21 protein-coding genes are annotated in these 19,822 nt (G+C 39.2%); 8 read left to right on the plus strand and 13 right to left on the minus strand.

Features of this window, described 5'->3' with window-relative positions:
* Positions 1–59 precede the first annotated feature (59 nt).
* Together ACULLG_RS02130 and ACULLG_RS02135 are read right to left on the minus strand one after the other, a co-directional pair.
* Positions 60–725, minus strand: a complete 666-nt coding sequence (locus ACULLG_RS02130) for a lysoplasmalogenase (RefSeq protein ID WP_452125119.1) — start codon at positions 723–725, stop codon at positions 60–62.
* Positions 725–1,198 carry a CYTH domain-containing protein gene (locus ACULLG_RS02135; RefSeq protein WP_452125120.1) on the minus strand — a complete coding sequence of 158 codons (474 nt, stop codon included), beginning with the start codon at positions 1,196–1,198 and terminating at the stop codon, positions 725–727. Before ACULLG_RS02135 ends, ACULLG_RS02130 begins: the two co-directional genes overlap by 1 nt.
* 27 nt (positions 1,199–1,225) lie before the next feature.
* On the opposite strand from ACULLG_RS02135, the gene dinB reads away from it, so the two are divergent.
* The gene (gene dinB, locus ACULLG_RS02140; RefSeq protein ID WP_452125121.1) at positions 1,226–2,326 is read left to right on the plus strand and encodes a DNA polymerase IV; all 1,101 of its coding nucleotides are present in this window, start codon (positions 1,226–1,228) and stop codon (positions 2,324–2,326) included.
* A gap of 32 nt (positions 2,327–2,358) precedes the next feature.
* On the opposite strand, the gene ACULLG_RS02145 is transcribed toward dinB, so the two are convergent.
* Complete coding sequence (locus ACULLG_RS02145; RefSeq protein WP_452125122.1) at positions 2,359–2,808, minus strand: COG2426 family protein; 450 nt, start codon at positions 2,806–2,808, stop codon at positions 2,359–2,361.
* Between the two features lie 362 nt (positions 2,809–3,170).
* Here ACULLG_RS02145 and ACULLG_RS02150 point away from each other — a divergent pair, with 362 nt between their 5' ends.
* Positions 3,171–3,749 (plus strand): TetR/AcrR family transcriptional regulator, encoded by a 579-nt coding sequence (locus ACULLG_RS02150; RefSeq protein WP_452125123.1) that lies wholly within the window; start codon positions 3,171–3,173, stop codon positions 3,747–3,749.
* A gap of 59 nt (positions 3,750–3,808) precedes the next feature.
* On the opposite strand, the gene ACULLG_RS02155 is transcribed toward ACULLG_RS02150, so the two are convergent.
* The 4 genes from ACULLG_RS02155 to ACULLG_RS02170 all read right to left on the minus strand — a co-directional run bounded on the left by ACULLG_RS02155 (position 3,809) and on the right by ACULLG_RS02170 (position 5,917).
* Entirely contained in the window at positions 3,809–4,201 is a 393-nt protein-coding gene (locus ACULLG_RS02155) for a plastocyanin/azurin family copper-binding protein (protein WP_452125124.1), read from the minus strand.
* A gap of 37 nt (positions 4,202–4,238) precedes the next feature.
* Positions 4,239–4,787 carry a carboxymuconolactone decarboxylase family protein gene (locus tag ACULLG_RS02160; protein ID WP_452125125.1) on the minus strand — a complete coding sequence of 183 codons (549 nt, stop codon included), beginning with the start codon at positions 4,785–4,787 and terminating at the stop codon, positions 4,239–4,241.
* A gap of 32 nt (positions 4,788–4,819) precedes the next feature.
* Positions 4,820–4,978, minus strand: a complete 159-nt coding sequence (locus tag ACULLG_RS02165) for a hypothetical protein (RefSeq protein WP_452125126.1) — start codon at positions 4,976–4,978, stop codon at positions 4,820–4,822.
* Positions 4,979–5,068: 90 nt separating this feature from the next.
* Positions 5,069–5,917, minus strand: a complete 849-nt coding sequence (locus ACULLG_RS02170) for a helix-turn-helix domain-containing protein (protein ID WP_452125127.1) — start codon at positions 5,915–5,917, stop codon at positions 5,069–5,071.
* Positions 5,918–6,067: 150 nt separating this feature from the next.
* Between ACULLG_RS02170 and ACULLG_RS02175 the strand changes: the two genes are divergently transcribed.
* Entirely contained in the window at positions 6,068–6,613 is a 546-nt protein-coding gene (locus ACULLG_RS02175) for a PAS domain-containing protein (RefSeq protein ID WP_452125128.1), read from the plus strand.
* Positions 6,614–6,631: 18 nt separating this feature from the next.
* Here the strand turns inward: ACULLG_RS02175 and pyk are convergent, their stop codons facing one another.
* The 5 genes from pyk to ACULLG_RS02200 form a co-directional block, all read right to left on the minus strand.
* Positions 6,632–8,074, minus strand: a complete 1,443-nt coding sequence (gene pyk / locus ACULLG_RS02180; RefSeq protein ID WP_452125129.1) for a pyruvate kinase — start codon at positions 8,072–8,074, stop codon at positions 6,632–6,634.
* Between the two features lie 2 nt (positions 8,075–8,076).
* Positions 8,077–8,541, minus strand: a complete 465-nt coding sequence (locus tag ACULLG_RS02185) for an IPExxxVDY family protein (RefSeq protein ID WP_452125130.1) — start codon at positions 8,539–8,541, stop codon at positions 8,077–8,079.
* A 105-nt stretch (positions 8,542–8,646) separates the two neighbouring features.
* Positions 8,647–9,390 (minus strand): ribonuclease III, encoded by a 744-nt coding sequence (rnc, locus tag ACULLG_RS02190; RefSeq protein ID WP_452125131.1) that lies wholly within the window; start codon positions 9,388–9,390, stop codon positions 8,647–8,649.
* 12 nt (positions 9,391–9,402) lie between these two features.
* Complete coding sequence (gene fabF / locus ACULLG_RS02195) at positions 9,403–10,653, minus strand: beta-ketoacyl-ACP synthase II (RefSeq protein ID WP_452125132.1); 1,251 nt, start codon at positions 10,651–10,653, stop codon at positions 9,403–9,405.
* Positions 10,654–10,754: 101 nt separating this feature from the next.
* Complete coding sequence (locus ACULLG_RS02200; protein ID WP_009778413.1) at positions 10,755–10,988, minus strand: acyl carrier protein; 234 nt, start codon at positions 10,986–10,988, stop codon at positions 10,755–10,757.
* Between the two features lie 159 nt (positions 10,989–11,147).
* Here ACULLG_RS02200 and purN point away from each other — a divergent pair, with 159 nt between their 5' ends.
* The 4 genes from purN (at position 11,148) to ACULLG_RS02220 (ending at position 15,313) form a co-directional block, all read left to right on the plus strand.
* Positions 11,148–11,711: a phosphoribosylglycinamide formyltransferase gene (gene purN, locus ACULLG_RS02205; protein WP_452125134.1), complete on the plus strand. Its 564-nt coding sequence runs from the start codon at positions 11,148–11,150 to the stop codon at positions 11,709–11,711.
* A 1-nt stretch (position 11,712) separates the two neighbouring features.
* Positions 11,713–12,348: a ribonuclease H1 domain-containing protein gene (locus tag ACULLG_RS02210; protein ID WP_452125135.1), complete on the plus strand. Its 636-nt coding sequence runs from the start codon at positions 11,713–11,715 to the stop codon at positions 12,346–12,348.
* A 96-nt stretch (positions 12,349–12,444) separates the two neighbouring features.
* On the plus strand, positions 12,445–13,371 hold the full coding sequence (locus tag ACULLG_RS02215) for a PfkB family carbohydrate kinase (RefSeq protein ID WP_452125136.1): 927 nt from the start codon (positions 12,445–12,447) through the stop codon (positions 13,369–13,371).
* A gap of 43 nt (positions 13,372–13,414) precedes the next feature.
* The gene (locus tag ACULLG_RS02220) at positions 13,415–15,313 is read left to right on the plus strand and encodes an amidophosphoribosyltransferase (RefSeq protein WP_452125137.1); all 1,899 of its coding nucleotides are present in this window, start codon (positions 13,415–13,417) and stop codon (positions 15,311–15,313) included.
* A gap of 661 nt (positions 15,314–15,974) precedes the next feature.
* Here the strand turns inward: ACULLG_RS02220 and ACULLG_RS02225 are convergent.
* Positions 15,975–16,583, minus strand: a complete 609-nt coding sequence (locus tag ACULLG_RS02225) for a superoxide dismutase (protein ID WP_452125138.1) — start codon at positions 16,581–16,583, stop codon at positions 15,975–15,977.
* A gap of 116 nt (positions 16,584–16,699) precedes the next feature.
* Here ACULLG_RS02225 and ACULLG_RS02230 point away from each other — a divergent pair, with 116 nt between their 5' ends.
* Complete coding sequence (locus tag ACULLG_RS02230) at positions 16,700–19,819, plus strand: UvrD-helicase domain-containing protein (RefSeq protein ID WP_452125139.1); 3,120 nt, start codon at positions 16,700–16,702, stop codon at positions 19,817–19,819.
* The last annotated feature ends 3 nt before the right edge of the window (positions 19,820–19,822 follow it).

Below are 19,822 nucleotides of genomic sequence, written 5' to 3' on the forward strand. Positions count from 1 at the left end.
AACACAGGTAAAATTAAATCTGTAACGAATCCTGAATTGATCTTAAAAGAAGTGGGCTCCTACTTTTTGGGATCCAAAAGGGAATAACTTGCATTTGTGATAAGTGAAATGCTCAGCCAATAGGTACTTAATATTATAGGGCCTGATAATTTGAAAGGAGTCTTAAACTTGTTTATGGCAATCATCGTATCCGAAAACATAAACAACAAAACCGCTATCGCAATCAATGCATAGATCCTGGAAGAATTTCGAATAAATAGGCTTATACCCTGCCAAGCCATAAAAACGATGACCATAACGTAGATTCCAACTGGCAATTCAAAAGCGTCCAAATCGGGTTGTAGCCAATAAAAAATCCCTCCACCTATACCTGCAAGGATGAAGAATGATAACCAATTTGGACTAAAGCCTTCAAGTTTAATAAATCCTGTTGCAAAAAGTAGATGGCCTATTAAGAAAGACCCCAGTCCAAAAACAAAGTATTCGTCTTTTAGCAGGAACACATCCCCAATCAAACAAAAAACCAACGCCGCAATGATGATATTCCTATACTTGGACAATTGTGGATTTTGTACAAAAAACAACAAAGACAAAATCAAAATTGTGGTCAGTGGTTTAAAAATGGAGTAAAGCAGGGTATTGTTGAAAAAATCGAAAGTGATTGCCGCTATGGCCGAAATCGCACTTAGCAGGTTGATCGTACTTCTATATCCTGACTTTTTCATTACCATATTTTAAATGGTTTTTTGCTTAATTGTGAGTTATAGTATTGGACTTCTCCTGTAACTTCTTTACCCAACCAAGCAGGCCTTTCAAATGGTTCGTCCTCGTGCTCCAATTCTATCTCTGCTACAACAAGTCCTTTATTTTCACCTAAAAACTCATCCACTTCAAAAATATGGTCTCCACAGGGAACTTTGTAACGCATTTTCTCCAGGATTACCTCCTCGCAAAGATCGATAAGATTTATAGCTTCGGGCACTGCTATTTCCGTTTCCCATTCAAATCTTGTGGTTCCAGATGCATTGCTCATTCCCTTAACGGTCAAAAAAGCCTTATCGCCCTTTATCCTAACCCTAACCGTCCGCTCTGGATGCGTATTCAAAAATCCTTGTACAATTCGGGTTTGATGGCTTGCTTCCTGTTTATAGGCTTCTGACCTAACCAAAAACTTTCGTTCAATTTCCAAGTGTTCCATCAAACTAAATATACCCTAAATTTGAGTATGGACTTCAATTTTCCCTTACGAAAAATCATACATGTGGATATGGATGCGTTCTACGCCTCCGTAGAGCAACATGACAATCCCGATTTGAAGGGGAAGCCCATTGCGGTTGGTGGAGGATCCAAACGTGGGGTTGTTTCTGCGGCTAGCTACGAGGCTAGAAAGTTTGGGGTACGAAGTGCCATGGCCGGGTATATTGCCCGAAAGAATTGCCCGGACCTCATTTTTGTTAAGCCTCGTTTTGACAGATACAACGAGGTTTCTAAACAAGTTCGGAGTATTTTTTTTGAATATACAGATCTTGTTGAGCCACTATCGCTGGATGAAGCCTATCTGGATGTGACCGAAAACAAAAAAGGGAATCCTTCAGCTACCTTAATTGCCAAGGAAATTCGCAAGAAAATATTGGATGCGACTGGTTTAACCGCTTCAGCGGGAATTTCCATCAATAAATTTATTGCCAAAGTAGCTAGTGACTATAACAAACCCAACGGACAAAAAACAGTTAATCCGGAAGAGGTAATTCAGTTTTTGGAAGATCTTGATATTCGAAAATTCTATGGAGTTGGTAAAGTAACAGCTGAAAAAATGTACAAACTAGGCATTTTTACAGGCAGTGATTTGAAACAAAAGTCCGTGGAATTTTTGGACGGCCATTTTGGGAAAAGTGGAAAATTCTACTATAATGTTGTTCGTGGAATCCATAATAGTGAAGTAAAACCTCATCGCACTCCAAAGTCCGTGGGTGCCGAACGAACTTTTTCGGAAAATCTGAGCAGTGAGATTTTTATGTTGGAAAAGCTCCAAAACATCGCGAACGAATTGGAAAGAAGGCTTAAAAAATCGGAAATAGCGGGAAAAACAATCACCTTGAAAATCAAATACAGCGATTTTACATTACAGACAAGGAGTAAAACCCTTCCGTACTATGTTGCGGATAAAAATCTCATTTTAGAAACCTCAAAGGAATTGTTGTACCAGTCTGAACTCTATAATTCGGTTCGTTTATTGGGTATTTCCCTTTCTAATCTCAACACCGAAAAGAAAATAGAAAAACCAATGGACGAATCCGTTTCGGTACAATTAAAATTTGATTTTTAATCAAGCTGTTTTCGAGCACCGAAAGCCCACAATCATATCTTGTTCACTGAAACGGCAACCGTCCAAACAAATACCGATGAGATAAAAATACCAATGGTATTCGCCATAAATGCCTTCTTTTTTTCAATTCCGAACAAATAGGTAGCTATACTTCCGGCATATACCCCGGTGCCTGGTAATGGAATCATTACAAATAACATTAGGCCAAAAAATCCAAACTTTTCAATTTTCTTTCCTGAACCTGTCTTGGCCCTTTTGGCGATATAAACAGCTGATTTTTTATAAGGTCGCCATTTTATCAGATAGCTGTTGATGTGCTCCAGGAAGAATATCATCAAAGGAAATACTGCAACATTTGCCAAAAAACAGGCGACAAAGACCAAGTAGCCATTAAGCCCTTTCATAATGCCATAAGGAATGCCTACTTTGGCCTCACCAAAAGGAGATAAGCTCCATAGCATTGAAGTCAATAGGTCTAACATAGCAATTTTTGAACTTGCAAAGCTACATGAAAACCATGGTCTTTCTTAGTTAAAGAAACATTAAACTCTTTCTGCCGCAAAAAAATCCGTCGACTTGCAACGAACAATAAAAATATGCTGATTCTATTTTGCAGACAAGAAGTAAATCCTTCCGTATTATGTTGTGGATAAAAATCTTATATTAGGAACCTCAAAGGAACTGGTTCCAATCCAAATGCTATAATTCGGTTTGTTTATTGGACATTTCCCTTTCCAACCTCAGCACCGGCAAGAAAATCAAGAAACCAATGGATGAATTGGTTTCCGGACAATTGAAGTTTGATTTTTAATGGTAACTAACCCTTTTCAGAATTATTTTTAATATGCAACGCACCCAATTGCATCAACACATCATTACCACCGCGGGAAATCTGTTCTATACCCAGGGGTACAACACAACCGGAATTAACGAGATCATTGCAAAATGTGATATTGCCAAGGCCACACTTTATAGTCATTTCAAATCCAAAGAAGACATTTGCATTGCCTATTTGACACATAGACATGAAGATTTTTTGGCATCCTTAAGGAATTATGTGTCCAAACGCAAAAAAGGAAAAAACCAGCTACTGGCCATCTTCGATTTTTTGCGGGATATGTACCGTGAAGAAGATTTTAATGGTTGTTGGGGGCTGAAGACCCTTGGGGAGCTTTCTCCAAAACAAAGAAAGCTTTTAGGGGTTATCCAAAAACAAAAGAAAGAGTTTTTATTGTACTTGGGAGAGGTGGTCAGTGAGAACATTATGAACATTTCCAAAGCAGAAACTGAAAAAATTTCCGGTGGGCTCTATCTTTTGTACGATAGTGCAATTACGGAAAGCTACCTCTTTAAAAATGATTGGCCCATTTACATGTCCCGTAGCATTGCGCCATCGCTTTTTACCGATTCAGAACTGGCATAACCAAAAAAGAGCTCCCAAACTTTAAGGAGCTCTTTGTAAACAAATCTATGTCTTCCTACTTATTTTACAACCAAGGTGTTGTCCGTTGAAGTTGGATTTAATGGGCAAAAGTATACATACTCGCCTTTTTCCAATTTAGTAGGTTTTGACGTCTGTGACGTTCCTGTTTTAACCGGTTTGGTCACATAAGCAGTTTGAATATGGTTTTCAGCTTTGCTTACGTCTTTACCTTTTTTAACCAATACAAAACCTACATCATGTCCAACTCCATTGTTGGTAATGTCAAAAACATATGTTCCTTCAGAAACTGTGATCTGTTTTTGGGTGAACTCACCAGCGGTTTGTTCCAACGCCAAGGTTTTAACCGGCGCATCCTTCATCATTTTATCCTGAGCGCTTGTTGAAAACACCACGCCAACGGCCATTACTAAAATTGCAATTACTTTTTTCATTTTTACTTCAATTAAATTATTAGGGTTTTTATTTTTATTAGGCTTCAACAGTCTGAAGCGGTTGTGCTACTGGAAAATCTACAGGAATTTCTGTGGTATTGTTGATGTAGTTGGAGATGGTCTTATCGCCTACCAAAACAATAGTATCAATCAAGTTTTCTTTTGTCCATCCAGCATCAAAGAAATTCTGTACTACTGCTGCATCTGTTGCTCCTCTGTTTTCCGTAATATTTCTTGCCAATCTGGCCAAAGCGTCCAACTTGCTATCGAATGATGCCCTACCTGATCTTAATTCCAAGATCTGGTCTTCTGTGAAACCGTTCATTTTACCAATTGCAGTATGTGCCGACAAACAGTACAAGCATCCATTTACTTCGCTTACTGCCAAGTTAACTGCTTCTTTTTCTTTTGCTTTCAAAGAAGTCTTTGCATTTGCAAAGTTCAAATAGTTGCCCAAGGCATTTTCTGAATAGGCATAGGTGGCATAAAGATTGGGAACAAAACCAACAGCTTTTTCCAAGTTGTCAAATATGGCCTGGTTAGCTTCGCTAACTTCTTCTCTTTTGGGTACATTAAATGTGCTCATAATTCTAAATATTTATGTTATTGTTATATGGATTAAAAATTCTTTACAAATGGTTTTTCTGCATCACAGTAGAAGTCATGATGATGTTTTTGATCGCAATGCGCTTCAGATATGATGGGTTGGGGAACAGTTCTTTTCACCGTCCTGAAAATCTCGATGAGATTAAAAATTGATTTTTCCTTCGCTTTCATCTTTATCTAGTTTTAATTACACTGCAAAGATGTTGCAGAAAGGGAGGGGAGTGTTAGCAGGAATTTCCCGATGGCTTGCCTAAATTTCCTTTAGGCGACCTCTAAAGTGTTTTCGCGGTATTCTGAAGGAGTCATTTGGGTCATTTTCTTAAAGAAACGGCTAAAATGTGCTGGATCATTAAACCCAAGATCGAAAGCGATTTCCTGATTTTGCTTATCGGTAAAATGAATAAGTCGCTTGGCCTCCAGTGCAAGTCGTTCCAAAATAACCTGCTGGGGTGGTTTTTGATTGTAGATGGAGAACAGATTGGACAATGTTTTAGGTGATTTAAACAGCATTTCGGCATAATCGCTCACCTTTCGTTTTGTTCTGTAATGCATGTCCACCAAATAGTTGAATTTTCTAATCACATCTATCTGGTCGTTCTTAAGGGTTTTTACTATAAGTTGTTCCTTGGCCAAACGGGTACTCATTATAATCAATCTTTTCAACAACATTTGGAGCATATCGCCCTGAATATTATCCGGAGTAGAGAATTCCTCCACAAAAACATCGAACCATAGGTTGAATTTTTTCAACTGATCCGCCGGAACGGAAATGATGGGCAAATCCTGTGTCCCAAAAAAAAGAATTCCGTTGCAGGAAACCTCACTATCATGATCTGAAATACAATAAAACTCTCGATTAAAGAGAATGGCCGAAAGCGGTAAATCCGTTTTGGAAAAAGAAACATGCTGTAGATAAGTAACCGTGACCAATTGATTTGGCTCCAATTCCAATTCCAAATCATCAACAATAATTGTCAAAGGTTCCTTATTTCTGTTCCAAAGAAATTTGATGGTGTTTTCCGTAGAAGTAAACCGTAGGTTATCGTTTTTTATATCATTGGTCAGGCCAAGTATAGATCCTAGTTTTGGGTCTTTATATTCGTATCTCATTGGATCAAGCTTTCTTGTAGTTGAATTGAAAATAGCTGTTTTCGCGAAATTAGTCCAGATATTTTGTTGATACTTACATATGGTTTATGGTTGAATATCGGACTAATCTTTAAACAATACTGTTAATGTCAGACCCAGATTTTACCATAAATGGGACTTTTTATAGTATTGGGTATGGAAAAGTTGAAATATTACGACGAAGCCGTAAACAATTTCTATTCAAATATGGAAATTAAAGGTTACACGATAAGTTCTCTTGATTTTCATGCTCCCCATTTCGACAAGGTTTGTGGAAGTCTGAGCGATATTAAAAACTTGAATGCCCTAGCGAATAAATCAAAATGGAAGGGAAAATTACCTTTTAAAAGCCAGATTTTGGACAAGGAACATGTAGTAGTGGTAACCGACCCTTTTCTCAATATTGTATATGCTTCGCAAAATATGCATGGAATGAACGGGTATCATCCAAGTGAAGTGCTTGGGAAAAAGCCCAGAATGTTCCAAGGTGAGCAAACCTGTAAAGAAACCAAAAAAGAGATTTCAGAGGCTGTTCAAAAGCACAAGCCTTTTGAAGCTATTCTAGTCAATTATCGAAAAGATGGTTCCACTTATAAGTGCTGGATACAGGCCTCTCCGGTTTTAGATGTAACCGGTAAGGTGGTCAACTTTATTGCTTTTGAAAAAGAGGTCGCCTAACAATTTAGCTTCTTACCTCTAAAAACTGCAAGTTTCAATTTCCGTTACCCGAAGGGTATTCACCATCCCTTTTTCCTTAATGGGCATTGCCGCCAAACTGATCAACATATCCCCTACATCCAAAAATCCTTTTTTGCAGGCAATTTGGTTTACATCATCAATGGTTTCGTCGGTTGAAACATAGCGATCATAGAAAAATGCCTTTACTCCCCATAACAGATTCAGTTGGGTAAGAATTCTTCTGTTTGAGGTAAAAACAAGAATATGGGCACTGGGTCTCCAAGCCGAAATTTGAAACGCGGTATAGCCACTATTGGTCAATGTTGAAATGGCCTTTGCCTGAATCTCATTGGCCATAATGGCCGCATGGTAACAAACCGATTTTGTAATATATCTTTTAGTTCGGATGTGGGGTGGTGTCTGTGGAACACTGATTAAACTGGAACCTTCTACACTTTCCAGAATACTAGACATTTTTTCAATGACCTGAACGGGGTAATTCCCAACCGAAGTTTCACCAGAGAGCATCACTGCATCTGCACCATCCATAACGGAATTGGCCACATCGTTCACCTCCGCTCTGGTCGGGGTCAGGCTAGTAATCATAGTTTCCATCATTTGGGTGGCTATAATTACAGGTATTCGCGCTTTTTTGGCCCTAAGTACCAGTTGCTTTTGAATCAATGGCACTTCGTGGGCGGCAACTTCCACTCCTAAATCTCCCCTAGCAACCATCAAACCATCACAATAGGCGACAATCTTGTCAATGTTCTCTACTGCTTCTGGTTTTTCAATCTTGGCGATAATCGGAATCTTATGTTCTGTATGCTGGTTTATAAGATTTTGAAGATCCATAAGATCCTGGCTGTGGCGCACAAATGAAAGTGCAATCCAGTCAACCTCTTGGCCAATGGCAAATATGGCATCTTTGATATCCTTTTCGGTAAGTGCCGGCAATGAAATTGCAGTATTTGGAAGATTTACTCCTTTTTTGGATTTTAAAGGTCCCCCTTGAATTACTGTAGCCTTAACTTCGTCTTTCCCATTGGTGGACTTTACTTCAAAAATCAATTTTCCATCATCCAACAATATCCGTTCCCCCGGTTTTACATCCCGAGGAAAGTTTGAATAATTCATATACACCCTTTGTGCACTCCCCTCAAAGGGTTCTCCTGTAGCAAATGTAATTTCGTCACCAGGTGCAACAACAGCCTCGCCCCCCATGACCCCTACTCTTAACTTTGGGCCTTGAAGATCCGCAAGAATGGATGTGTTGACCTCCATTTCTTCATTGAGCTCTCGAATCATTTCGATTCGTTTGGCCACATCATCATGTGAGGCGTGTGAAAAGTTTATACGAAACACATCGACCCCTGCCTCAATCATTTTTCTGAGTACATCCTTGGTGCTTGTTGCAGGTCCTAATGTTGCTAATATTTTGGTTTTCTTCCTAGTTGGCATTATTAAAAGATTAGGTTTCTTTTCGATTTTAAAGTTTGCGTATCAACCTGATAGGTGGTGATTACGCTTGGTATTTTGTTTATAGCCTTCACATATGGTTCAACGACCAATTCATTTCCTGCATCCACTTTCAAAAAATAATCCACTTCCCTTTTTTCCTTGATCAAATAATCTGTTCGAACGGAAGTGTTGTTTTCGAATAGTCCGGTGGATGGCATTATTTCCATAATTGCGCATTTATTCGCAATAAGTGTCCAGTAGTTGTCGCTTAATCCATCTTCCCATTCAAATATTGAAAACGAAAGGCTCTGGTTCAACTCAAGGTCACTTTCCATCCGTTTTAATCGCAATCCACAAATGGAGTTGATTGCATATCCCATCGCGTAGTCTTCCAAACCACAATGAATGGCGATAAGCTGAAAATTATCGTCATAAAAGTCCGCAGATATCTTGTGCGTTGTCAACATGTTTCAAAAGCGAACCGTAAATATAGTCTTAATCCCCTTTCTAGCCTAGTTGAAAGAAAACAATACACCACAAAACCAAACGAAAACGTTTGAGTTTACACTTATTTAATGCTGCGGGTTTTCAATTTTGCTCTGAAGTGCAAAATATGCTCTTTTTGAAGCTTTTTCCTCTGCCTTTTTTTTGGAGGTGGCCCGGGCTTTTGCAGTAATCTTATCTCCTATTGTGAGTTTTACCGCAAAATGCTTAAGCTCGTCATTTCCGGTGTCCTCATAGACCTCATAATGGAATGTTTTCTTTTGTTTTTGGCACCATTCGATCACCAAGCTTTTATAGCTTATGACCTTGCCTTCCAACTGTTCAATATCCACATAAGGGTCAATTACCTTGGCATTGATAAATTTTTCGCAATATTGATAGCCCCTATCCAAATAAATGGCGCCTACCAATGCTTCAAAAACATTTCCATGAATGTTCTCACCGAAATGGGACTTTGGTATTCTGCTTTCAACGTAATGAAGTAATCTTAAATCCTTGCCCAACTCGTTTAAATGCTTTCTGCTCACAATTTTAGAGCGCATTTTTGTCAAATACCCCTCATCACCTTCGGGAACTTCATTATAGAGGTGCTTGGAAATGATGGTCCCCAACATTGCATCTCCCAAAAACTCCAATCTTTCATAATTCATTGGGTTTCCATCAGCATCTCTTTTATTGACCGAGCGATGCAAAAAAGCTTTTTTGTAGATGTCAATGTCCTTAGGTTTGAAGCCAAGAATCTTTTTGACGCCCCAAAAAAAATCCCCATCCGTTTTCGGATGGGAATTGAATATTTTGGAGGTAAATTTCATTATACTACAAAACTACCCTATTTTTTTGAACAATACACAAGCGTTATGCCCTCCAAAACCGAAGGTGTTGCTCATTGCTACGTTCACTTCCCGTTTTTGAGCTTTGTTGAGCGTCAAATTTAAAGAAGGATCAATATTTTCATCCACAACGCTGTGGTTAATGGTTGGTGGCACCAAACTGTGCTCCATGGCCAATATGGAGGCAATTGCCTCTATGGCTCCCGCCGCACCCAATAAATGGCCGGTCATGGACTTGGTAGAATTGATATTGATATTTGGCGCATGTGAACCAAATACTTTGGATATTGCCTTTAATTCTGCAACATCGCCAAGTGGTGTGGATGTTCCGTGTGTATTGATCGCATCAACATCTTCAGGATTCATCCCGGCATTTTGCAAACAGTTTTCCATTACTTTGACCACTCCTATCCCTTCGGGATGTGGCGCGGTCATATGGTGCGCATCACTTGAAAGACCTCCACCCAAAACTTCGGCGTAAATTTTTGCTCCACGTGCTTTTGCATGTTCATATTCTTCAAGAATAAGAGCTCCTGCTCCTTCTCCGAGAACAAATCCATCCCTAGTGGCATCAAAAGGTCTTGATGCTGTTTCGGGACTTTCATTTCTTGTGGAAAGGGCATGCATGGCATTGAATCCGCCCATACCTGCAATGGTCACCGCAGCTTCGCTTCCGCCGGTAACAATTACATCGCAATGTCCAAGTCTGATGTAGTTAAGGGCATCTATCATTGCATTTGCAGAGGATGCGCAGGCCGAGACCGTTGTATAGTTAGGTCCCATAAATCCATGTTTAATGGAAATGTTTCCCGGTGCTATATCTGCAATCATTTTAGGAATAAAGAAAGGGTTAAACCTTGGTGTTCCGTCACCACCGGCATACCCGATCATTTCGTTTTGGAAAGTTTCAAGCCCTCCAATTCCAGCTCCCCAGACAACGCCAACCCTAAACTTGTCCACTTTTTCTAGATCAAGTCCTGAATTTTTGATTGCCTCATCTGATGAAACTAGGGCATATTGGGCAAACCTGTCCAGTTTTCTGGCTTCTTTTCGATCAAAAAAGTCTTGAGGCTCATAGCCTTTGAGTTCGCAAGCAAACTTGGTCTTAAACTTTTCCGTATCGAAGTACGTAATGGGAGCACAACCGCTCTTGCCATTCTTAAGTCCTTCCCAATAAGCCTCTAAATTGTTGCCAATGGGTGTAAGCGCACCCATTCCGGTAACCACTACTCGCTTTAACTGCATTGAACTATTTTTTACCCTTTAGAACCTAAATTAAAAAAAAATTATCCATGTGACGATCATCACATGGATAATTTAAAATCTTTAGTAAAATATCATATATATTACTTCGCTTCTTCTATATAGCTAATGGCTTGACCAACAGTTGCAATGTTTTCTGCTTGATCATCAGGGATTTGAATATCGAATTCTTTTTCAAACTCCATGATAAGCTCAACAGTATCCAAGGAATCCGCCCCTAAATCGTTGGTAAAGCTCGCCTCAGCTACTACTTCATTCTCATCTACACCCAGTTTATCAACGATGATAGCCTTTACTCTTGATGCAATGTCTGACATAATTATATCGGTTTTAAAAATTTAATCGGGGCAAAAATATAAAACTTTGGATTAAATACACCATTTGTCGATAAAATGTGCCTCAAATTAAACATCTTAAGGCTCAGTACATTACTTTAGCTCTATAAATTCAGTTCCAAATCGAATCTTTTTTTTTAAATGAAACGAGTTGTAATATTAGCCTCGGGCAGCGGTTCAAACGCCGAAAACATCTTCTCTTATTTTAAGGGAAGTAATAAAGTAAAGGTTGTTGCCGTACTTACTAACAAGAAAACCGCCAAAGTTTTGGATAGGTGCGAAAAGCTTGGGATACCAGCTTATTTTTTTAATCGCGAAGCTTTTTCTGGCTCAGGTAATTTTGTTGACATCATGAAAAGTTTTCGGCCCGACTTGATTGTTTTGGCCGGGTTTTTATGGAAAATCCCCTCTTCCTTTATAACTGCTTTTCCAAATAAGATCATTAATATCCACCCGGCACTGTTACCCAAATATGGAGGTAAAGGGATGTACGGAAATAAAGTGCACCAGGCAGTAAAAGAAAATTCAGAGCCAGAAACCGGTATCACCATTCATTATGTAAACGAGAATTATGATGAGGGTGCGATACTATTTCAAGCTAAAACAATAATTGAACCTTCTGACAGCGTAGATGATATTGCGCAAAAAGTACATCGATTGGAATATGAGCATTTTCCCAGGGTCATTGAAAAATTGCTGACATAATATGGGTGCCAAGAAAAAGTTTTATGTAGTTTGGCAAGGTAAACACCCGGGCATTTACGAGTCATGGGACGATTGTAAAGCACAGATTGAAGGTTTCAAGGGAGCCCAGTACAAATCCTTTTCTGAATTTAAAGAAGCGAAAAAGGCCTTCAACAGTAATTATTTGGAGTACAAAGGAAAGTCCAAAAAGAAAAAAGAACTATCTCCGGAAGAACTTTTAAAAATTGGAGATCCCAATTACAATTCTATTTCGGTAGATGCCGCGTCAAGTGGAAATCCGGGTAAAATGGAATACCAAGGCGTGGACACCAAAACAAAAAAACTGCTTTTTAAACAAGGCCCTTTCCAAGAGGGCACCAATAATATTGGTGAGTTTTTAGCATTGGTACACGGATTGGCCTTTTTAAAACAGAAGAAAAGTGATCGTATCATTTATTCTGATTCAAGAATCGCAATCGGTTGGGTCAGAAAGAAAAAATGTGGCACCAAACTGAAGAAAAATGCGAAAAATTCGGAGCTGTTCGAACTGATAAACCGGGCAGAAGAATGGCTTAAAAAGAATAGATATAACACCCCAATTGTAAAATGGGAAACTGGGGCTTGGGGAGAAATTCCTGCGGATTTTGGAAGAAAATGATTCCCTTAAACTCTATTTTCTGATCTTTCTCTTAAAAACAACCACAGTTGATGTAAATGGATTGGCTAAAGTGTATATTTGCAGCAAATTTCAGGAATGGGCAAATTGTTAATTGTTGGAACCGTAGCTTTTGATGATATCGAAACTCCTTTTGGCAAGAGCGATAAAATACTTGGCGGAGCGGCAACTTTTATAGGTTTGGCGGCTTCTCGGTACAATTTGGAGTCAGCAGTGGTTTCTGTAGTGGGCGACGATCTTCCACAAGAGTACATTGACCTTCTTAAGGAACGTAATATAGATGTTTCGGGAATCGAAATTGTAAAAGGAGGCAAAACCTTTTATTGGAAAGGGAAATACCATAATGATCTTAACTCAAGGGATACCCTTGTTACCGAATTAAATACCCTGGGAGATTTTAATCCAATAGTTCCTGATAGTTTTAAAGATGCCGAAGTGGTCATGTTGGGTAATCTTCACCCAAATATCCAAATGAGTGTAATCGATCAAATGGAAGAGCGACCAAAACTCATTATTCTCGACACCATGAATTTTTGGATGAACAACACTTGGGATGAGCTAATGAAGGTAATCGAACATATTGATGTGATTACCATTAATGATGAGGAAGCACGGCAAATGACCAATGAGTATTCTTTGGTAAGGGCCGCGGCCAAAATTCAGGAAATGGGCCCCAAATATGTGGTGATCAAAAAAGGAGAGCACGGCGCTCTTTTATTTCATAAAGATCAGGTATTCTTTGCTCCGGCATTGCCTTTGGAAGAAGTTTTTGATCCAACTGGAGCAGGAGATACATTTGCTGGTGGCTTTGCAGGTTATTTGGCCGAGACCAAAAATATTTCATTTGAGAGCATGAAGAATGCGATAATACATGGCTCCAATTTGGCATCGTTCTGTGTGGAAAAATTTGGTACGGAGCGCATGCTGACGTTAAAAAAACAGGAAGTGGACAACCGCTTGTTGCAGTTTAAGGAATTGACACAATTCAATATAGAATTAACATAAATACCTGCCCTGAAATATCAGGGCTTTTTTATTTTGGTTTGTTATGAGTGATGCGATTAAGCACGAATGCGGAATATCAATGATCCGTTTGCTTAAACCTCTTGAATACTACAAGGAAAAGTATGGTACTGCTTTCTACGGCGTGAATAAAATGTACCTGATGATGGAAAAACAGCATAACCGAGGTCAAGACGGTGCTGGTTTTGCAAGTATTAAACTCGACATGAATCCTGGGGAGCGGTACATGAGTAGAGTACGTTCTGCTCAGCAGCAACCCATTCAGGATATTTTTGCCCAAATCAATGAACGCATCAATAGCGCCATAAGCGAAAACCCTGAATACGAGAACAACGTTGCCCTTCAAAAGAAACATATCCCATACATAGGCGAATTATTGATGGGTCATGTACGGTATGGAACCTTTGGGAAAAACAGCATTGAGAGTGTCCATCCTTTTTTACGTCAAAACAACTGGATGCATCGTAACCTGATTGTAGCAGGTAATTTTAACTTGACAAATGTCCACGAACTTTTCAACAATTTAGTGGAATTGGGACAGCACCCAAAAGAACTGGCCGATACCGTTACCGTAATGGAAAAAATTGGTCATTTTCTAGATGATGCCGTGGCCAAACTCTATAAGCAAATCAAGAAGGAGGGTTACAACAAAAGGGAAGCATCCCCTTTAATTGCAGAGCGATTGAATGTTGCCAAAATTCTTAGAAAATCATCCAAAAACTGGGATGGGGGTTACACTATGGGTGGTCTTTTAGGTCACGGTGATGGCTTTGTGGTAAGAGATCCAGCAGGTATACGCCCTGCTTATTATTATCAGGATGACGAAATTGTGGTGGTTGCTTCAGAACGTCCGGTGATACAAACGGTTTTCAATGTTCCTTATGAAGAAGTTCATGAGTTAGATCCTGGTCATGCCTTGATCATCAAGAAAAATGGTAGCACACATTTTGAACAAATTAAGGAACCTGTAGAACGAAAAGCTTGTTCCTTTGAGCGCATTTATTTTTCGCGTGGCAGTGATAAAGAAATCTATCAAGAAAGGAAACTGTTGGGGAAACTGGTTTTTCCACAGATATTAAAATCCATTGGCGGCGATTTGGCCAATACAGTTTTCTCTTATATTCCAAACACTGCTGAAACCTCTTTCTTTGGAATGGTAAAAGAGGCACAAAACTATCTCAATAAACTAAAGGAAGAACAAATCTTGGCGCTTGGTCCAAATATCACAGGAGAAGAACTCCATAGGATCTTGGATGTTAGGCCCAGAATTGAAAAAGTGGCCATTAAAGATGCCAAGCTCCGTACTTTTATTACACAAGACAGTAGCCGGGATGATTTGGTGACCCATGTTTACGACATTTCATATGGCTCTGTTGAGGAAAACGACAATCTGGTCATAATAGATGACAGTATAGTTAGGGGAACGACTTTGAAGAAAAGTATCCTTAAAATTCTTGACAGATTATCTCCAAAAAAGATTATTGTTGTTTCCTCTGCTCCACAAATCAGATATCCCGATTGTTATGGCATAGATATGGCCAAGTTGGAAGATTTTGTGGCCTTCAAGGCTGCCCAGGCCTTGCATGAAGAGCACGGTTCTACCCATATCATTAAGGAGATTTATGAAAAGTGTCTAACACAAACAGAAACCGCAGATTCAGAAGTGGTGAACTATGTAAAGGAATTCTATAAGCCCTTTTCCGCTCAGCAAATCTCTAAAAAAATTGCGGAGATTCTAAGCCCCCTGGATATCAAAGCAGAGGTGGATATTATTTATCAAAGTATTGAAAGTTTACATACGGCCTGTCCCAAAAATCTTGGCGACTGGTACTTCACGGGGAACTACCCAACCCCAGGTGGAAATAGGGTTGTAAATAGAGCTTTCATCAACTTTTATGAAGGAAAAAATCAAAGAGCTTATTGATTAATCCCATTTGGGTAAAATCAATAGTGCATTTCGTCGATGAAATATGCAGGTTATCGGCTTTTTGTACAATGGGCAAATGTCGAGCCTACTTTAGTATTGCCATAGCATAAGTAGGTTAAGTTCATGGTAAGATTTGGGGCAAAAAAGGTGGAAGCTATTCCACCTTTTTTATTTTATAGTAATCCCACTTAAGCTCTTCGTAATCCTTTTCCTTAATAATAGTACTCCCCTCTAACAAGGTTAGCAATTCAACCAAATAAAAGGGGTTTCGTCTAAAAGCTTATCCAACAAACACGGCCTTGGTGTACATTTGGAGGACCATAGCATAAGTAGGTTAAGTTCATGGTAAGATTTGGGGAAAGAAGGCGGAGGCAACTCCGCCTTCTTTATGTTTGAGCCCCAACCATTTATCCAATTTTCACAATCAAAATCACCTTTGCTTTTATTTTTAAACGCAAAAATTTCCCCAAAAACCTTTGTTATTTCTCACAATACCAGTAATTTAGTTTTGCCATAGCATAAGTAGGTTAAGTTTATGGTAAGATTTGGGACGAAAAGGGTGGGGGCTTCCCCGCCCTTTTCTATTATATAGGTTTTATACAACAAAAAGGCCGGGCACCATTTGGTACCCGGCCTTTTAACATCTATTGTTTCTTAACTATTTATTGGCAGCATAGTTTTCCGCTACCTTGTCCCAATTGATAACATTGAAGAATGCCGAAACATAGTCCGGTCTCCTATTTTGATAGTTTAAATAATATGCATGTTCCCAAACATCCAATCCAAGAACAGGGTGTCCTCCACATCCAATTCCGGGCATAATAGGATTGTCTTGGTTCGGAGTCGAACAAATTTCAAGCTTACCGCCCTTATGTACGCACAACCAAGCCCATCCAGATCCGAATCTGGTTCCGGCCGCCGTACTGAACTGCTCTTTGAAGCTTTCAAAAGAACCAAAAGCGTCATCAATAGCCGCTGCTAAATCTCCGCTTGGTGTGCCACCTCCGTCCGGAGACATGACCTCCCAAAATAGGCAATGGTTATAGAACCCGCCGCCGTTGTTTCGAACTGCTCCGTTAGACATGTCCAAGTTGGAAAGGATGTCCATAATCCCTTTTCCATCCAAATCGGTTCCAGCAATTGCACCATTCAGTTTAGTTGTATATCCATTGTGATGCTTGGTGTGGTGTATTTCCATGGTTCTAGCATCTATATGTGGCTCCAAGGCATCATATGCATAGGGCAAATTTGGTAATTCAAAAGCCATAATTGTGTTGTTTTTAAGTTATTAATTGTTCGGTAAAAATACGGTTTTAAGACATATATTCCTGCAAATCCTTGTTAAGTTCAGCAAGGTAATCCGTAATTTGCCATAAAAACTTTTTGGAGGTTTCCAACTTTAATATATATAACGCCTCTGCTGGCTCTGGCAAGACATATACCTTGTCCAAAGAGTACTTGAAACTGCTGTTGTCAGATGGTTATCCTTTAAGGTTTAGACAGATTTTGGCCATTACTTTTACCAACAAGGCGGTTGCCGAAATGAAGAGTCGTATCCTACAAAATCTTTATGATTTCGGTAAGCCCAACAATCTTGAAAATGGAAGCCATCTTTTCTACGACCTGTGCAAAGAACTTAACATTGAACCGGTGCAACTTCAGCAGCGTGCCAAAAATGTACTCAAAAGAATATTGCACAATTACTCATTTTTTGAGATTTCCACAATTGATAAATTCAACCATAAAATCATAAAGACCTTTGCCAGAGATCTACAACTCTCGCAAAACTTTGAGGTAGAACTGGATACCGGACTTTTACTGCAACTAGCTGTGGGGCAATTGTTGGAACGTGCTGGAAATGACCGTGAACTTACCGAGACTTTGATCGCTTTCTCATTTGAGAAAATCGATGAAGACAAAAGTTGGGACATTGGCCATGATCTTGTCGAAATTGGAAAATTGCTGTTTCAGGAAAACCATGCTGAACATATTAATAAGTTGCGCACAAAGTCGATTACTGAGTTAGAAGAAGTACAAAACAGTATTCTTCATCAGATCAAGGAGCTTGAAAAAAACGTGTTGGAAAAGGCCGAAGCCATTCTTAAAGAAATTGGAAGGTTAGGCTTTGTTAATGAAGATTTTCCACGGCAAACCTTACCTAATCACTTCAAAAAAATCATTGATAAGGAATTCAATGTTAGAACGTTGTACAATAACAAGCTCGAACAAAACTTGATTCACAACAAGATTTTAAAGGCCGGTGATGGTAGAGACCCATCCCTGCTCTCCCGTACTGTTTTGGAAACTTATTCCAATATCAAAAAACATTTATACCAGCGCGTTTATCTCAAAAATATTTATGGCAACATGGTTCCTTTAACAGTGTTGAACGAAATTGCCAAAGAGGTCAAAAACATTGAGCTTGAAAAGGACATCATTCCTATTTCAGAAATGAACACTTTACTTTCCAACGAGATCAAAAATCAACCTGTGCCTTTTATTTATGAGCGATTGGGAGAAAAATACAGACATTATTTTATCGATGAATTTCAGGATACTTCACAGATGCAATGGGAAAACCTGATTCCTTTGATAGGAAATGCTCTTGAAAGCGAAAATGAGAAAAAAGAGCTGGGCACCCTTTTTTTGGTCGGGGACGTAAAACAGGCCATCTATAGATGGAGGGGTGGAAAGGCAGAGCAGTTTTTGAATCTACTAAACAATAATGCGCATCCTTTTGTAGTACATCCCAAGGTGCGAACATTGGACACTAATTGGAGGAGTTATAGTGAGATTGTCCAATTCAACAACAGTTTTTTTACCGCAATAGCTCCATTTCTTAAAAATCAGGATTATCAAAACCTGTTTTTGAAGAGCAGGCAACAAAATCCCAACAGCAAATCAGGGGGTTTTGTACAACTTTCCTTTTTAGACCATACCAAAGAGCATTTAAAAGATGCACATTGCTCCGAAGTATTGCATGCCATAAACAAGGTAAAAACCAAAAACTATGCTTATGCTGACATTTGTGTTTTGGTCCGGAAAAATGCTGATGGTATGTTGTTGGCCAATTTTCTTTCTCAAAATGACATCCCTGTAGTTTCTTCGGAATCATTATTATTAAAAAACAGCAGCGTAGTTACTTTTCTGGTTTCGATTTTGAAGGTCGTTGAAAATGAAATGGACAAAGCGGCCGTATTTGAGGTTCTCTCATTTTTGGCCAAGAGTGCACACGACCAGCACAACTTTGTAAAAAAACACCTCAACAATATAAAAGAACTCTTGCACGAAGGTTACGGGTTTAATATTGGGGAAAAGAAAAGTCAACCTACATTGACCATTCTTGAATCAGCAATCATCCAATTTGATTTATCCCAAAAAGCTTCGGCCCATGTTACTTTTTTAATGGATGAAGTCTTGGATGTTGAAAAAAGGGAGGGAGCGGGTACCCATTCGTTTTTAAAGCATTGGGATCTAAAAAAAGATAATCTTGCCCTGACTGCCCCAGAAGCCATAAACGCGGTGAAAATTATGACTGTTCATAAGGCAAAGGGGCTCGAATTTCCAATAGTGATCTTTCCATTTGCCAATGCGGTCATTGATGATAAACGCAAGAAGAAAAAGTCATGGATCCCCAAAACCAATGCAGAAGACTTTTTGGACTTGGATGAGTTTTTGGTGAACCATAATAAGGACCTGTTGGATTATAATGCGATAAGTGCATCTGTGTATCAAGATGAAGTAACCAAAACTGAATTGGATGCCCTCAATGTCTTATATGTTGCCCTAACCCGGGCCGAAAAAGGGTTATACATTATATCAGAAACCACCCGAAATACTCCTACGCTTGGAGATGCCAATTCTTATTCGGATTTGTTCCAACATTTTTTGACCGAAAGCAAAATTACAGAGGACACTGCCGGATCATTCACTTTTGGCAAACTCATGGAGCAAGATGCGCATACTTCCACCTCCTCTTTCAAAAACATTCCCATTCCCTACACAACTCGACAAAAAGATGGGGAAGGTTTTACAATTTCCACTAAATCCAGTCGATTATGGGATGATGAGCAACGTGACGCAATCCAACTTGGAAATTTGATTCATTTTGCATTGAGTTTGGTTAAAATGAAGGACGATATTCCCATGGTTTTGGAAGAGCTGAAAGCACAGGGCCATTTGATGGAAAATGAGACGGAAAATGTTTCCAACATCTTAAATTCGGTGGTATCGCATCCCAATCTTAAAAAATATTATGCTCCTCCCTATCAAATATTGAATGAACAGGACATTCTGTTAACTGATGGCAGTTCCATTAGACCAGACCGCCTGGTTATTTTGAATAATGAAGTTACCATTATTGACTATAAAACCGGAAAACCATCACCTTCACACAAAGAACAGATCTTAACATATTCTGATGCTCTAAAGGATATGGATTTTACAATAAAAGATTCGATAATTGTCTACATTGCAGCCGAAATAAAACCCCTTTTTCTTTAAACA

It is taken from the genome of Flagellimonas sp. 2504JD1-5, from assembly GCF_053618295.1.